Origin of the sequence: Streptomyces sp. CA-250714, from assembly GCF_050936705.1 — a bacterium.
GTDB lineage: Bacteria > Actinomycetota > Actinomycetes > Streptomycetales > Streptomycetaceae > Streptomyces.
In genome coordinates this window covers 1,482,187-1,497,727 of record NZ_JBNJMI010000001.1, presented here as the reverse complement: position 1 = coordinate 1,497,727, position 15,541 = coordinate 1,482,187, and the positions used below count along the sequence as shown (strand labels likewise).

The 15,541-nt window shown below is 72.1% G+C and carries 10 protein-coding genes; 2 read left to right on the top strand and 8 right to left on the bottom strand.

Annotated elements, in window-relative coordinates; all coding sequences use genetic code 11:
• Nucleotides 1-218 precede the first annotated feature (218 nt).
• Entirely contained in the window at nucleotides 219-1,466 is a 1,248-nt protein-coding gene (locus ACQEU8_RS06690) for a polyprenyl synthetase family protein (RefSeq protein WP_433097821.1), read from the top strand.
• Here ACQEU8_RS06690 and ACQEU8_RS06685 read toward each other — a convergent pair.
• The gene (locus ACQEU8_RS06685; protein WP_433097819.1) at nucleotides 1,453-2,382 is read right to left on the bottom strand and encodes a CPBP family glutamic-type intramembrane protease; all 930 of its coding nucleotides are present in this window, start codon (nucleotides 2,380-2,382) and stop codon (nucleotides 1,453-1,455) included. The two genes, ACQEU8_RS06690 and ACQEU8_RS06685, sit on opposite strands and share 14 nt — an antisense overlap.
• A gap of 233 nt (nucleotides 2,383-2,615) precedes the next feature.
• Here ACQEU8_RS06685 and ACQEU8_RS06680 point away from each other — a divergent pair, with 233 nt between their 5' ends.
• The gene (locus ACQEU8_RS06680; RefSeq protein WP_433097817.1) at nucleotides 2,616-3,914 is read left to right on the top strand and encodes a CapA family protein; all 1,299 of its coding nucleotides are present in this window, start codon (nucleotides 2,616-2,618) and stop codon (nucleotides 3,912-3,914) included.
• A gap of 260 nt (nucleotides 3,915-4,174) precedes the next feature.
• On the opposite strand, the gene ACQEU8_RS06675 is transcribed toward ACQEU8_RS06680, so the two are convergent.
• The 7 genes from ACQEU8_RS06675 to ACQEU8_RS06645 form a co-directional block, all read right to left on the bottom strand.
• Complete coding sequence (locus tag ACQEU8_RS06675; protein ID WP_433097815.1) at nucleotides 4,175-5,302, bottom strand: S8 family peptidase; 1,128 nt, start codon at nucleotides 5,300-5,302, stop codon at nucleotides 4,175-4,177.
• Nucleotides 5,299-6,105: a hypothetical protein gene (locus ACQEU8_RS06670; RefSeq protein ID WP_433097813.1), complete on the bottom strand. Its 807-nt coding sequence runs from the start codon at nucleotides 6,103-6,105 to the stop codon at nucleotides 5,299-5,301. Before ACQEU8_RS06670 ends, ACQEU8_RS06675 begins: the two co-directional genes overlap by 4 nt.
• A 503-nt stretch (nucleotides 6,106-6,608) precedes the next feature.
• The gene (locus ACQEU8_RS06665; protein WP_433097811.1) at nucleotides 6,609-8,021 is read right to left on the bottom strand and encodes an APC family permease; all 1,413 of its coding nucleotides are present in this window, start codon (nucleotides 8,019-8,021) and stop codon (nucleotides 6,609-6,611) included.
• A gap of 283 nt (nucleotides 8,022-8,304) precedes the next feature.
• Nucleotides 8,305-9,966: a GntP family permease gene (locus ACQEU8_RS06660; protein ID WP_433097809.1), complete on the bottom strand. Its 1,662-nt coding sequence runs from the start codon at nucleotides 9,964-9,966 to the stop codon at nucleotides 8,305-8,307.
• Between the two features lie 276 nt (nucleotides 9,967-10,242).
• On the bottom strand, nucleotides 10,243-11,238 hold the full coding sequence (gene meaB, locus ACQEU8_RS06655; RefSeq protein ID WP_433097807.1) for a methylmalonyl Co-A mutase-associated GTPase MeaB: 996 nt from the start codon (nucleotides 11,236-11,238) through the stop codon (nucleotides 10,243-10,245).
• A gap of 4 nt (nucleotides 11,239-11,242) precedes the next feature.
• A complete protein-coding gene (scpA, locus tag ACQEU8_RS06650) occupies nucleotides 11,243-13,480 on the bottom strand; it encodes a methylmalonyl-CoA mutase (RefSeq protein WP_433097805.1) in 2,238 nt (745 codons plus the stop codon).
• Nucleotides 13,477-15,378 carry a methylmalonyl-CoA mutase family protein gene (locus ACQEU8_RS06645; RefSeq protein ID WP_433097803.1) on the bottom strand — a complete coding sequence of 634 codons (1,902 nt, stop codon included), beginning with the start codon at nucleotides 15,376-15,378 and terminating at the stop codon, nucleotides 13,477-13,479. Before ACQEU8_RS06645 ends, scpA begins: the two co-directional genes overlap by 4 nt.
• Nucleotides 15,379-15,541 lie beyond the last annotated feature (163 nt).

Genomic DNA, 15,541 nt, shown 5'->3' with positions numbered 1-15,541 from the left:
TTTCGCGCGCTCCGCCGCACCCTGCCGACCCTTGCCCGCGCCGTGCCGCCCCCTGCCGCGCCGTGCCGCCCCCTGCGCCCCCGTGTGCTTCGTACCGGCCCCACAGAGCGGGAGTCACAGGGCTGGAGGGAGGGAAAGCCGATTACTGAGAGCGCACCATTCCCACACGCTTCGCGCTGCTCGGCGCGCCTGGGCCGGAGAAAGGAGAAGCCGCTCCGGTGACGACTCACGACCTCTCCGACGTCCCCGCCGCACCCTCCCTGCTGGCGTACGCGCACGAGCGGACCGAACCCGTGCTGAGGGAGGCCGTCGGCGCGCTCCAGCCGGAGCTGCGGCGGGTCTGCGGCTACCACTTCGGCTGGACCCGGCCGGACGGCAGCCCCACCTACGGCGTCACCCCCGGCCCGTATCCGCACGCGGCGCTCGCCCTGCACGCGGCGGGCGCGGGGGAGCCGGAGCGGGACGGCCGGGCGCCGGAGGACTCCACGGCCGCGGCACTGCCGGGGGCCGCGGCCGTGGAGCTGGTCCACAACTGGGCCGCGCTGCACGACGACGTCATGGACGGCGAGGCGCTCCGCCGGGGCCGCTCGGCCGTATGGGCGGTCTACGGAACGGGCTGGGCGGTGCTGGCCGGTGACGCGCTGCTGGGCGCGGCCACCCGCTGCCTGCTGCTGTCCGGCGAACCGGTGGAGGCGGAAGGCCCCGAGGCCGGGCCGGAGGGCGCGGGCCCGGATGGACCGCGCGCCGGGCCGGACGGCACGGAGCCGACCGCGGCCCAGGACCTGTCCGCAGCCGCGCAGGGCCTGGCCGCGACCGGAGCCCCACACGGGGCGGCGACGGGGGAGGGCGAGGAGGCCGCGAGGGCTGAGCGGGCTGCCGTGCTGCGGATGCTGACCCGTACGACGTCCCGGCTGATCAGCGGCCGCTCGGCCGAGCTGGCGCTGCGCCGCCGGGCCCCCGAGGGGATCAGCGTGGAGGAGTACGCGGCGGTCGCGGCGGCGCGCACCAGTTCGCTGCTGGAGTGCGCGCTGGCGGGCGGTGCGCTGCTGGGCGGCGCCGACGAGCGGGTCGTCGAGACGCTGACCCGGGCCGGTCACCATCTGGGCATAGCCGTGCAGGCGGCCCGCGACATCGAGGACCTCTGGTCGGGTACGGGGCTGAGCGGGCGGCCCGTGATGAGCGGTTTACGGGAGGGCGGCCCGAGCCTCCCGCTGATCGCCGCGCTGCGGGCCGGCAACCCGGCCGCCCGCACCCTCGCCCAGTCGCTGGGCGGCGGCCCCGCGTGCCCGCCGCCCCCGGACGAGCTGGCCGACCTCATCGAGAACGCCGGCGGACGCGCCGCCGCGCACGAGATCTCCGCCTGGCAGCTCTCGGAGGCCTACGCCCAGCTGGACAAGGCCGCGCTCCCGCCCGCCTCGCACGCCGCGCTCCGCGCCCTCTTCCGGCACACCGTCACCCGCGCCTGACCCGGCTCGACACCCGGCGCAGTACGACGAAGGCGCCGGCCGCGACCAGCAGATAGAGCGGCACCAGCAGCGGCGCGGCCGGGTCCTGGTGCACGGTGGACCAGCCCGCGTCCCGGCGGTCGCCCTCCAGCACGATGCGGTTGACGGTGAGAAAGGTCAGATGGGTGCCGATCGCCGCCCACAGCGGCGCCTCGCGCAGGGCGGTCCGGGCGGCGACCAGGGTGAGCCCGAAGAGGGTCAGCAGGATCAGATAGTCCACCGGGTGCTGGCCCTCCGGCACCAGACCCACGTGCGTCCCCTGCTCGCCGAGCAGCCGCGCGGTCACCGCCTCCACCACCGTGGAGGTGCCGGGCACCAGCAGGAAGACCGCCGTCGTACCCAGCGCGGTGGCGGTGCCGCCGAAGGCGCCCCGGAGCGAGGTCCAGGTGTAGCCCCGCAGCGTCGTCTCCTCGGGGAGCGCTTCGAGGAGCAGCGCGACGGCGGCATTGGTGACCAGGAACGTGGCCAGGGCCGCAGGGTCGGGGCTGGACCAGCGCAGCAGTCCGGCGGCCGTACCCAGGCCGAACACCGCACAGGCCGCGGCGCCGGTGACGGCCACCCCGGCCAGCAGCGCCCGCAGACTCGCCGCCGGCCCGCCGAACCCCAGCCGCGCGGGCCCGTGGCCACTCCGGCGTACCGCGCCCAGCACCAGGGCGAGGGCCACCGCGCTCACCAGCGCGGCGGGGACCAGCTTGGCGGCCGTTCCGGAGGGGCCGACTCCGAGGGCGCGGGCGAGCGTGGGGCCGGCTCCGGTGCCGATGCCCAGCGCCAGGGCCATGGCCGCGCCGCCGCCCAGCGCCCGGCGCAGCGCCTGTGACCTCCCGCCGGGCTCCGCCCGCTGTTCTCCGCTGTACCGCGCGAGGCGAAGTTCGGTCACAACCAGCTCCTGAAGGGACGTGAATATCGCTGCTGACCTGCCCATTTTCGGCTGCGGCGGGAGCGCGGGGCCTCGTCGTCAGTGAGGATCCGCGAGTACATCGAACGATTGACCGGGTGCATCTTGTGGGCCGTTCGGCCGTAGACGCGGTGTCGCCGCCGGGGAGCGGGGACGAGTCATCGTCCAGTGCGTTTATCGGACTTATATGACTTTCTCGCCACGGAGGAGCTCTGATGAGCACCAGCCACCTCGCCCTCGGCCACGCTCCCCGACCCACCCGAGCCCGCACCCGGCCCCGCATCGCCGTCCGCCGCGCCGCGGCAGGGCTCGCGCTCGCCGCGCTGCTCGGCGGCGTCGCCGGGTGCGCGGAGAACGACAGCAGCTCGCACTCCGGATCCGGCCGGGAAGGCAGCCGGGCCGGACACGGCAAGGGAGAGCAGGCCGCACAGGCTCAACGCCAGGGTGCACGGCGCGGGTTCTCGCTGTTCGCCACCGGCGACCTGCTCGTACACGACTCGATCATCCGGCAGGCGCGCGCGGACGCGGGCGGCTCCGGCTACGAGTTCGGCCGTATGATCGCCGCCGCCAAACCACTGGCGCAGCAGGCCGACCTGGCGATCTGCCACATGGAGACCATCTACGGTCCGGACGGCGGGCCGTTCACCGGCTACCCGCTCTTCCAGACACCGCCGCAGCTCGCCCGCTCCGTCAAGGACGCGGGCTACGACTCCTGTTCGACCGGCTCCAACCACACGCTGGACGACAGCGCCGACGGCGTGACCCGCACCCTCAAAGCGATGGACACCGCGGGTCTCAAGCACGTGGGGTCCGCCCGCTCGGCCCGGGAACGCAGCAGACCCGCGATGCTGCGCGCGGGCGGCGCCAAGGTCGCACAGCTCGCCTACACCTACGGCACCAACGGCATCTCCATCCCCAAGGACAAGCCGTGGCTGGTCAATCTCATCCAGCCCGAGCGCATCATCCGGGACGCCCGTGCGGCGCGCCGCGCGGGCGCCGATGTGGTGGTGGCCAGCCTGCACTGGGGTACCGAGTGGCAGGAGGCCCCCGACGAACTCCAGCGCTCCGTCGCCAAGAAGCTGACCGCCTCGCGCTCGCACGGACGGCGGGACATCGACCTGATCCTCGGCACCCATGCCCACGTCCCGCAGGCGTACGAGAAGGTCAACGGAACCTGGGTCGTCTACGGGATGGGCGACCAGATCGCCGGGAAGATGAACGACCCGCGCGGAAGCATGGGCACCGCGGCCCGCTTCCACTTCGCGCCCCCGAAGGACACGAAGCGCGGCACGGGCGGCAAGGACAGCAAGCGGAGTACGGGTGAATGGTCCGTCGACAAGGCGGAGTTCACCCCGTTCATGATGCAGACCTCGCCCCGCCACACCTTGGTCAACCTGGCCTCGAAGGCGAGCAGGAGCGCGGGTGACGCGGCGCAGGACGAGGCGTACGCGTCCATCCGCAAGGTCGTCTTCAGCCGCGGCGCCCAACGGGACGGGCTGCGCATGGCGCCCTGACTGGGAGGGACGCGCCCCGAAGGGGCGCGGGGAACTGCGCGCGAAACCACGAAGCACCCGCAGCCTGCGAAAACCGGGCAGGGGCACCCCGTGCCCAGCACACGACAGGGGACGAGCAAGCTCCGCCGGGCAAGCCTTAAGCGCGACCCCGTTCCTGGTGCTGGGAAGGGGCTGCCCCTGGCCGATGTCCGCAGGCTCCCGGTGCGTTGTGGCTTGTCGCGCAGTTCCTCGCGCCCCTTACGGGGCGCTCGGCCGGGCGCCTAGGCCCGGCGGCGGCCAGTTCGGGTGACGATGATTGCTCCGGCGACCATTAGCAGTCCGGCGCCTGCGGCCGACAGGCCGATTGTCAGGAGCGTTGTGTCCATCGGTGGGTGCTGGGTGGCCTTTTCTCCGGTCGGGGACGCCAGATGCGACTTGCCCCGATACTCCGCGGGGGCGGCGCCATCGGTGGGGGGCTTGGAGACGGCGCGTACGGCGGCTGCCGCGTTGATCACGCCGTGGCCGACCAGTGGGCTGTAGCCGCCCGGTGGGTGCGCGGCGGTCTTGGTGAGGATGGCGCGGACCTGCGAGGGCTTGAGGTCCTTGTCCTTGCCGAGTATCAGGGCGACCACGCCGGAGGTGAGGGCCGCGGCGGGTGAGGTGCCGTTGACGGGCTCGTAGCCGCCGGTGTTCTTCGCGCTGACGATGCCGACTCCGGGCGCCGCGACTGTGTTGTACGTCCGTACGGTGGAGAACCCGGCGCGGCTGCCGCCCTGCTTGACGGCGGCGACGGCGATCACGCCCGGGTAGCCGGCCGGGTAGGACGAGTCGTTGAAGACGTCGCCGTCGTTGCCCGCCGAGGCCACCACGGTCACGCCCTTGTACGCGGCGTGGGCCAGGGCCTTGGTCTCGTCCTCGTTGAAGCTGGAGCCGAAGGAGTCACCGCCCAGCGACATGGAGATGACGTCGGCGCCGTGGTCGACCGCGTACTCGATGCCCTGGGCGACGGGGCTGGGACCGTTCTTGAACTCGAGATCGTGGTCCTTCTTGTCGTCGATCACCCGCACCGACAGGATGTCGGCCTTCGGGGCGACCTTCAGTACATCCGAGGCCATCGCCGTACCGTGGCCTCCCCAGCGTGGATCGCCGGGCTGGAGGCCGTCCTTGAGGAAGTCCGGGCCGGTGGTCACCTTGCCCGCGAGGGCCGGATGGTCCTTCTCGACGCCACTGTCCAGGACGGCGACCTTGATGCCCTCGCCCTGGGTGGTGCGCTGCGCTGAGGAGAGGCCGAGGGCCCGTGACTCCCAACTGGCGGGGGTGTCGGCCTGGGCGGGGGTCGCGGTCACCGTGCACAGCAGCGAGCTCAGCCCGGCGGCGGCGACCATGGTGCCGATGCGTCGGCGGTTCATGATGTCTTCTCCAACAGCAGGTCGCCCAGGTGCAGGTTCAGATCGTTGGCGAGGGTGCCGGCGGCCTCCCGCCAGGGCATGCGGTCCGACTTCGCGTCGAACTTCGTCCCGCCCCATTCCCCGGGAAGATGGCCCGCCTTGCGGCCGTCGGCGGAACCGGCGGAGGCCGCGATGGCGTAGGGCAGGTTCATGTCGGTGGCCTGCACGCCATCCGAGCCGTTGCGGTCGGCGTCCGTCCAGCGGGCCGCGACGGTTTTGGGGACCCGGAGCGGCTTGACGCCGTGGCTCGCGGTGTCCTTGTCCTTCTCCGCGTCGAAGAAGGGACCCATTCCGTCCTCGGGGTCCTCGACCTCCGGCAGGACGATCAGTGCCACGGTGGCGACGAGGTTGCCCGTCGGGTCGGCGTACGTGGCGCGCAGCACCGCCTTGCAGCCCCGCTTCTTCGCCTCGGCGGCCAGCGCACCGGTCAGCGCGTCGGCGCAGCCGGTCTCCTCGGATATGCCGAGGCGGTGCCACTCGGCGATCTTCGGATCGTCCGCGCCGGACTGCGAGTTGGTCTTCGGCCCGAGCGTCTTGGGGAAGAGTTGGTCCACCCGCTCGTTGCGCCACATGTCGGGTCCGTAGCCGGAGCGGTTGGGGATGTCCTGGTTGGCGTTGGAGACGGTGTGCGCGGTCAGTCCGCCGCCCGCGAGGAGGGCTAGGGCGCCGACGATGCTGAGGAACACGGTGAGGCAGGTGCGGCCGGTGTTTTTCCGCGGCGGGGGCGGTAGCGGCATCCCGCCGCCGGGGATCCCTCCGGGCATTCCGCCCGGTATCCCTCCGGGGGCTCCGCCGGGTGCGCCGTATTGTCCGGGCCCCTGTGGGTGGGGGCCGCCGCCCGGTGGCATCCCTGTCCCCGGCGGGCCCGGTGGCGGACCGGGTGGCATCGCCGGTGGGGGGCCTGGCTGGTAGCCGAACCCCCCGGGGCTGCCGGGGGGTTCGGGTGGGCTCGGGTAGGACATGGCTCCCCTCCTCGGTGTTCGGCACCCCGGTGTGCGGGTGCAGAGCAGCGGGGGGAGAGCTTGTTTAACGCGCGTGCCCCCGCGTTTGCGTAGGAACACTATCGGCCACGAGTGGCGGCTACGCGATTGGTCCCTCGTCTCGGCTGGGTCACAGATTTGCAGGTCAGCCTGTGCGTCGGGTCAGTCGGGGGAGGGGGAGCGCCGTTGGGGTTGCGGCGGTGGCCGGGTGCGGGTGCGTCGTGGTCGCTCGCGCAGTTCCCCGCGCCCCTGTCGGGGCGCGGACCCGCGCCCTCGGGCGCGTCGGCTCAGGCCGGCTGGAGGTCGTCGTCGCGGACCGGCGGTGTCGGGGCGCGCTCGTCCTCCGGGACGGAGATGACCCAGTGCGTCTGCTGGCGCGGGCGCAGGTAGAGGGCCCAGTAGGCGACCGCGACGAGGATGATGCCGCCCGTGATGGTGAGGCTTTCGGTGCTCTGCTGCCACAGCACCCACAGCAGTACCGCCATCAGCAGTGCGGGGAGCACCGGCCACAGCGGCATCCGCCAGGCCGCCCGGTGCTTGAACGCCGTACGGCGTGCCGCGAGGGCGCCCAGCGCGACGAAGACGTACATCCCCGCCACGGCCACCCCGGTGACCTCGCTCAGCATGTCGAGGTCCACGAAGCACAGCAGCGCGCCCGGTACGCCGACCACCAGCGTGGCCACCCAGGGGGAGCCGAAGCGCTTGCCGAGCCGGGAGAAGGCGCGGTTGACCGGGGCGGGCCAGGCGGAGTCGCGGGCCGAGGCGAAGACGACCCGGGAGTTCTGGATGACCATCACGATCGCGGCGTTGATGATCGCCAGCGCGATGCACAGGCTGATGAACGTGCCGACGGCCGAATTGCTCCACTGCTGCACCATGGCCGCGATGTCGCCGCCCGCCAGGGTGTGCAGATCCGGGGCGCCCAGGGTGATGGCGACGACGGGGATGATGACGACGGCGAACCCGATGGCGAGCGTCCACAGCACGGTGCGGGCGACGGTACGGCGCGGGTTCTCCATCTCCTCCGCCAGATACACGGCGGTCGAGAAGCCCTGCAGGATGAACAGCGCGGTGGCGAGCCCGGCGACGATGAGACCGGCCGTGACCGGCGTGGTGTGGCCGCCTCCGCCGTCCATGACGGGGTTCACCAGTACGGAGGCGGAGCGCTGGGTGTGGGTGAAGCCCAGGAAGGCGACGATGGCGGCGCCCACGACCTCCAGGGTGAGGAAGACGCCGGTGATCCAGGCGTTGGCCCGCAGGTCCAGCAGACCCATGGCGGTGGACAGCAGCATCACGGCGGCGGCCGCGAACTGCGGATCGAGGTCGATGATCGGCGCGAGATAGTCGGCGGTGCCCAGAGCGATGATCGGCGGGACGATCATGACGACGATCAGCGACAGGATGAAGACCAGCCAGCCCGCGAGCCTGCCCAGCAGAGTGCCGACCATGGCGTACTCACCGCCCGAGCTGGGGATGAGGGTGCCCAGTTCGGAGTAGGTGCAGGCGACGCCGACACACAACAGTGCGGCGACGGCGATGGTGAGCGCCGCCCCCGTGCCCAGCGTGCTGAACGAATCCGGCACGATCACGAACAGTGACGAGGCCGGGGTCAGACAGGACAGGGTGAGCAGCGTGCCGCCCACGACGCCGATGGAGCGGGTGAGCTTGGGCTTGCCGTTCTCTGCGAGGGTGTCGGTCATGCGGTTCCGTTCGTACTGTGCGTACTGGGCGGGGAGGGGTATCGCCTCCGGTGAGACACCGCGTTGCGGTGGGGGGAGTCAGAGCGGCGGAAGCGCCGTTCCGGTCAGCGCATACAAGCTGTTGGACGATGCACAGTCAAGACCTCTCCGCAACGGATTCCGTCGCTGATGAGGGGTTCGACTTCCTTTCTTGAGGGTCAATGTGCCGTTGCGGAACGGATTTCTATCGAGTGAGGAAATCGCAGCGACGATCTCAGGGTTTTCCGGTCCCCTCACCGTTCGCTCACATCACCAGGCTCATCGTCTGGATCAGCAGCAGGGCGATCACGGAGGCCGCCGAGACGGTTGCCGTCACCGTCTTGAGCGCTCCCCGTGTCGTCTGGCCCAGCAGGGACTGGAGGAGCCAGAAGGTGTTGCTGGTGGCGTGGATGGCGAACAGCGACCCCGCACCTGCCGCGAGGGCCACCAGTACCGGCTGTACATCCAGGCTCGGCGCCACCGGTGCGAGGACGCTCGCCGCGGTGATGGCGGCGGTGATGACCGAACCGATGGCCATGTGCAGAACGGCGGCGATCAGCCAGACGAGCGCGAGCGGCGCCCAGGTACTGGCTGAGACGCAGTCCTTGACCATGTTGCCGAGCCCCACAGCGCCCACCACCGCCGCCAGCGAGCCGCCCACCCCGCGCAGCACCAGGATCTGGCCGCACGTCTGGTAGCCCTGTCTGAACACCTCACTGACCGTGCCGCAGGGCAGCCGGTGTCGCGCGATCAAGGTGAGGCAGACCAGGCCGGTGAGCAGCCCGGCGACCGGGTTGCCGAGGAAGCCGACGACGGGCGCATGCCATCCGGCGCTCTCGCCGACGGCACCGGTCGCCACCATCGCCAGGGCGAGAAGCAGCGGGAACAGCGAGAGCGCCAACGGCGTCGAGCGGGCGCCGTCCCGAGTCGTCGCCGGCTCCGGCACACCCGCTGAGCCGTCGCCCGACGCGTTCCCTGACCTGTCTCCCTGCCCGTCCCCTGCCCCGTCTCCCGGGACGCCCTCTCCCGGGACGCCCTCTCGCGGGGCGCCCTCCGCGCGCCCGTCGCCCGGCGCGGCCCCGTTGCTCTCCGCGCTCGCGCTGTCCGGCGCAGCCCCGCTGTCCGGCGCGCCCCCGTCGCCCCGCGCGCCCCCGCCGCCCTCCGCAGCCCCGCTGTCCGGCGCGCCCCCGTCGCCCTCCGCGCCCCCGTCGCCCGGCGTGGCCCCGCGGCCCTCCGCGCCCCCGCCGTCCGGCGCGGCGCCCGCCGCAGCCTCCGGCACCGGCGCACTCTCATCCCGCTCCGGGTCCCAGAAGCCGCGCCTGACCAGCGCGCTGAACAGCAGCAGGGTCAGCACGATCGTCACGGAGGCCAGCGGCAGGCCGTACAGCATCATGACGCCCAGTGGGATGTCCAGCAGTCCGGCCAGCGCCAGGGTGCCGATGCCCGGCACCGACAGAGCGACACCCACCTCCAGCCCCAGTGCCAGGGCCGCCGCCATCCGCGCCACGCCGCCCAGTCCGATACGGGCGCCCAGCGACCGGGCCAGTGGCGCGGTCACCACCAGCAGTACGTCGGTGAAGATGAACTGGAGCCCGGTGCCCAGCAGTACGGCGAAGGCGTACGGCAGCAGTTTCGGGCCCAGCCTGCGCAGCAGCCACGCCATCAGCTTCTCGATGGCGCCGAGCGCGGACAGCAGTGTGCCCAGCAGGACGCCGAGCACGATGAGCAGGCCCACCTTGGCCATCAGATCGCCGAAGCCCTTGTTGACGATCTCCAGGGTGTGTTCGGCGCCGAGGCCGCAGACGATGCCGAGGTAGACGGCGCTGAGTATCAGCGCGAGCGCGGGGTTGACCTTTGCCTTGAGGATGAGCAGAACCACCGCCGTGACGGTGATGGCCGTATGCACAAGGGGTGCCAGGTTCCCCATCGACTGCCGCTCCTGTCCGGTCTGCGGAAAAGCGTACGAATCCGTTCCGGACCCGTTCGTTGGCAGCCGGGACTCGTCAACGCGGCATATCGCGAGCGGAATCCGTGTCTCACTGCTCTGACATGCCCAGCGGAGGCGAGGCATGTGCCTGTGGGCTAGGCCGCCCCCCGGACGAGGGAAGTGACCCGGAGTGAGGCTCCCGTACAAGGTGGCGGCGTCTCGCGGAGAACATGCGGGTGCCGGGGCCTCTCGCGCCACGTCGGGGCGCGGGTCGGCTCAGTCCGAGGGGGGCAGGCCGAACGCTTCTACGATGCGCCGGGCCGCCAGCGTCGCCGTCAACGTGCCCTCGCGCACCCGATCTTCGAGCAGCGGTGCGAGCCGACGTACTTCCGGGTGCTGTTCGAGACGGCTCAGCAGATCGTCGCGGACCATCGACCACACCCACTCGACCTGCTGGTCCCGCCGCTTGGCGGCCAGTTCACCGGTCGACTCCAGCACGGCGCGGTGCCGCTCCAGCCGCTCCCACACCTCGTCGAGTCCGGCGCCCTCCCGGCCACTGCAGGTGAGGACGGGCGGCGTCCAGGCGGCGTCGGCCGCCCTCATCAGCCGTAGCGCACCGGCGAGTTCGCGGGCGGCCGAGCGGGCGTCGCGCTCGTGCGGGCCGTCGGCCTTGTTGACGGCCAGCACGTCGGCGATCTCCAGCACGCCCTTCTTGATGCCCTGGAGCTGATCGCCGGTGCGGGCCAGGGTCAGCAGCAGGAAGGAGTCGACCATCTGCGCGACGGTCGCCTCCGACTGACCGACGCCCACCGTCTCCACCAGGACGACGTCGTAGCCGGCGGCCTCCATCACGATCATCGTCTCCCGGGTGGCCTTGGCGACGCCGCCCAGCGTCCCCGCGGTGGGGGAGGGGCGGACGAACGCCTCCGGGTTGACCGCGAGCCGTTCCATGCGCGTCTTGTCGCCCAGGATGGAGCCGCCCGTACGGCTGGAGGAGGGGTCGACCGCCAGCACCGCCACCCGGTGTCCGCGCTCGGTCAGCAGGGTGCCCAGCGCGTCGATGAACGTCGACTTGCCGACTCCCGGCACTCCGCTGATCCCCACCCGCCGAGCGCCGCCCGCGTGCGGCAGCAGCGTCGTCAGCAACTGCTGGGCCAGCTCGCGGTGGTCGGCCCGGCGGGACTCCACCAGCGTGATGGCGCGCGCGATGTACGCGCGGGAGCCCTCCAGGACGCCCTTGGCGTAACTGTCGATGTCGATCGCCTTGGGCACGCGCTCAGCCCTCGGTCTCCGGCAGGTCCTCCAGCTGCGCCAGCTCGTCGTGGCCCAGCTCGGCGGCCAGCTTCCGCACCAGGTCGTACGCCGCGTCCGGGATGACCGTCCCCGGCGGGAAGACGGCCGTCGCGCCCGCCTCGTGCAGCGGCTCCACATCGGCCGGCGGGATCACCCCGCCGACGACGATCATGATGTCGTCCCGTCCCGCCGCCGCCAGCTCGTCCCGCAGCGCCGGTACGAGCGTGAGGTGCCCGGCCGCCAGTGAGGAGACGCCCACGATGTGCGCGTCCGCCTCCACGGCCTGCCGCGCCACCTCGGCGGGGGTCTGGAACAGCGGGCCGACATCGACGTCGAAGCCCAGATCGGCGAAGGCGGTCGCGATCACCTTCTGACCCCGGTCGTGCCCGTCCTGCCCCATCTTGGCCACCAGCAGCCGCGGCCTGCGGCCCTCCGCCTCCTCGAAGGCGTCCACCAGCCGACGGGTGCGCGCCAGGGACGACGACACTCCTGCCTCCTCGCGATACACACCGGAGATCGTACGGATCTGCCCCGCGTGCCGTCCGTACACCTTCTCCAAGGCGTCCGAGATCTCCCCGACGGTGGCCATGGCGCGCGCCGCGTCCACCGCCAGCGCCAGCAGGTTGTTCTCCAGGCCGGGCCCGGAGCCCGCCTCGGCGGCCCGGGTGAGCGCGTCCAGCGCGGCACGGCAGGCACCCTCGTCACGCTCGGCACGCAGCCGCCGCAGCTTCTCGATCTGCTGCGCGCGCACCGCGGAGTTGTCGACCTTCAGTACGTCGATCTGCTCGTCGCTCGCCGCCCGGTACTTGTTGACGCCGATCACCGGCTGGCGCCCGGAGTCGATCCGGGCCTGGGTGCGGGCCGCTGCCTCCTCGACGCGGAGCTTGGGGATGCCCGCGTCGATGGCCTTGGCCATTCCGCCCGCCGCCTCGACCTCCTCGATGTGCTGCCAGGCCCGGCGCGCCAGATCGTGGGTGAGCCGCTCGACGTACGCGCTGCCGCCCCACGGGTCGATCACCCGGCAGGTGCCCGACTCCTGCTGGAGCAGCAGCTGGGTGTTGCGCGCGATGCGGGCCGAGAAGTCGGTGGGCAGCGCCAGCGCCTCGTCCAGCGCGTTGGTGTGCAGCGACTGGGTGTGGCCCTGGGTGGCGGCCATCGCCTCGATACACGTACGGGTGACGTTGTTGAACACGTCCTGCGCCGTCAGCGACCAGCCCGACGTCTGCGAATGGGTGCGCAGCGACAGCGACTTGGGGTTCTGCGGATCGAACCGCTTGACCAGCTTCGCCCACAGCAGTCGCGCCGCGCGCAGCTTGGCGACCTCCATGAAGAAGTTCATGCCGATCGCCCAGAAGAACGACAGCCGGGGCGCGAACGCGTCCACGTCCATCCCCGCGTCCAGCCCGGCGCGCAGATACTCCACCCCGTCCGCGAGGGTGTAAGCCAGCTCCAGATCGGCCGTCGCCCCGGCCTCCTGGATGTGGTAGCCGGAGATGGAGATGGAGTTGTAGCGCGGCATCTTCTGCGAGGTGTACGCGAAGATGTCGGAGATGATCCGCATCGAGGGCTGCGGCGGGTAGATATAGGTGTTGCGGACCATGAACTCCTTGAGGATGTCGTTCTGGATGGTCCCCGCCAGCTTCTCCGGCGGCACGCCCTGCTCCTCGGCGGCGACGATGTAGAGCGCCAGCACCGGCAGCACCGCGCCGTTCATCGTCATCGAGACGGTCATCCGGTCCAGCGGAATGCCGTCGAAGAGCTGCCGCATGTCGTACAGCGAGTCGATTGCCACGCCCGCCATGCCGACATCACCCGTCACCCGCGGATGGTCGCTGTCGTAGCCCCGGTGGGTGGGCAGGTCGAACGCGACGGACAGGCCCTTCTGGCCGGCCGCCAGATTGCGCCGGTAGAAGGCGTTGGACTCCTCGGCCGTGGAGAAGCCCGCGTACTGGCGGACCGTCCACGGCTGGTTGACGTACATCGTCGGATACGGGCCGCGCAGATACGGGGCGATGCCCGGGTAGGTGTCCAGGAAGTCGAGCCCGTGCAGATCCTCCTGCGTGTAGAGCGGCTTGACGGTGATGCCCTCGGGTGTGTGCCAGGCCAGATCCGGCACGCTGTGCCCGGAGCGCTCCTTGACGGCCTCGCTCCACTGCTCCGCGGTGCCCTCGGCGGGCTGCTCGGGGTCCAGGCTGACGGCGGTGAAGTCCGGGATGCTCATGCGTCGACCCCCATGCAGTCGAGAAGGGAGGTGAGGAGGGCGACCGCGTCGCCGCCCGCGTGGACGAAGGCGTCGACCCCGGCGCCCTGGAACTCCTCGCGCAGTTCGGCGTCCTTGGGCCTGCCCGCCAGCAGCACCCGCGTGGCGCCTGCCGCCTTGAGCGCGGCGGCGACCCCGGCCGCCTGCTCGGCGTAGAGCGCGTCGCTGGAGCACAGGCAGGCGACGCGGGCACCGCTGTCCTTGAAGGCGTCCGCCGCGCCGGCGGCGTCCACCGTCACCGGATCGTGTACGGGCTCGATTCCCCCGGCGCGGGCGAGGTTGGCGACGAACGACACCCGTGCGGTGTGTGCCGCGGCCGGGCCCAGCGCCGCCACGAACAGCTTGGGACGTTCGCCTGTCGCCGCCAGGTGCGCGTCGGAGCGGGCACGCAGCGCCTCGTACGCGTCATCGCGCCGTACCCGCGGCAGTCCGCCGCCTGGCCGCCGCGGCGCGGGCTCGCGCTCGACGGGACGCTCGTCCAGCAGCGGGAACTCACTGACCCCGGTGACCGGTTCGGTCCTGCGGGCCAGCGCCCTGCTGCGCTCCGCCCAGCTCTCGCGCAGCCGTTCGGCCACCAGCCCGTCGCGCAGCGCCGCCGCCATCCCGCCCGCGCCCTCGATCTCCTGGAACCAGGCCCAGGCAGCACGCGCCAGCTGATCGGAAAGCTCCTCCACATACCAGGAGCCGCCCGCCGGATCGATCACCCCGGCCAGCCGGGACTCCTCCAGCAGGATGGTGGAGGTGTTTCGGGCGATACGCCGGGCGAACGCGTCCGGCAGCCCCAGCGCGTCGTCGAACGGCAGCACCGTCACCGCGTCCGCGCCGCCGACCCCGGCCGCCAGCGTGGCGACCGTCGTACGCAGCATGTTCACCCACGGGTCGCGGCGCGTCATCATCACCGGCGAGGTCACCGCGTGCTGCCGCTGCGCGCCCGCGTGCGCCGGGCCGCCGCACGCCTGCACCACCCGCGACCACAGCCTGCGTGCCGCGCGCAGCGCCGCGATGGTGGTGAACTGGTCGGCGGTCGCCGCGTACCGGAACTCCAGCTGACCGCAGGCCGCCGCCACCGGGAGCCCCGCCTCGGTCATGTCCCGCAGATACGCGACGCCGGTCGCCAGCGCGCACCCCAGCTCCTGCGCGGGCGTACCGCCCGCCTCGTGGTACGGGAGCGTGTCCACCACGTAGGTAAGCAGACCCGGGTGCTCGTGGTCGCACCGCGCCGCCAGTGCGGCGGCCTCCTGCCGCAGCGCGGGGGCCGCGTCGTGTGCGCCCGTACGCGCCGCGTGCCCCAACGGGTCGGCGCCCAGCACGCTTCCGGGCGCCGGCTCGACGCCGTCCGCCAGTTGTCCCCGCAGCCGCAGCAGTTCGGCCGCGGCCTGCCCGAACTCGGCGCCGGCGTCCAGCGCGAGCGGCGCCAGGTCGAGATAGACGCCGTCCAGCGCGCCCGCCAGCTCACCGATGGGCAGCCCGCCCTCGCCCACCGTCAACCACAGCGAGGTGACGCCGTTCTCCAGATCGCCCAGTACGGCCTCGCGAGTCCTCGCGGTGTCGGTACGGGTGTGCCGCTGCCGTACGTCCCAGCCTCGTGCGGCGTTCCCCTCCGGGCGCGCTCCGCGGGTGAAAGGTGCGAACCCGGGAAAACCGCGCGGACCGCCGTCCCCGTTCCGCCTCGTGTACAGAGGGCGTACTTCGATGCTGTCGGCGAGCGTCGTGGTGAGGGCGGACTCGGGCACGGAGGCGTCCGGGACCTTCGCTCCCGTCTTGCGCAGAACACCGGAGACGAGCTGCTGCCACTGCTCGTACGTGGCCTCCGGGAAGTCCTGCGCGAGGGAGAGCCCTTCTTCAGGCGGGACCGTCATGGCCGCAGATTAGGTGAGGTGACCGGCGAGTAGCACCAGCTCATCGGTGTGACCTTGCCCTCTTCTGAGCGGGGTGGTGCCGCGCTGCGCTTGGGCAGTCTGCTCCCCCAGCCTCCGGCCGGGAGGTGCCCCCAGGGCGCAGGGCTGGCAAGCGCAGCCCCCC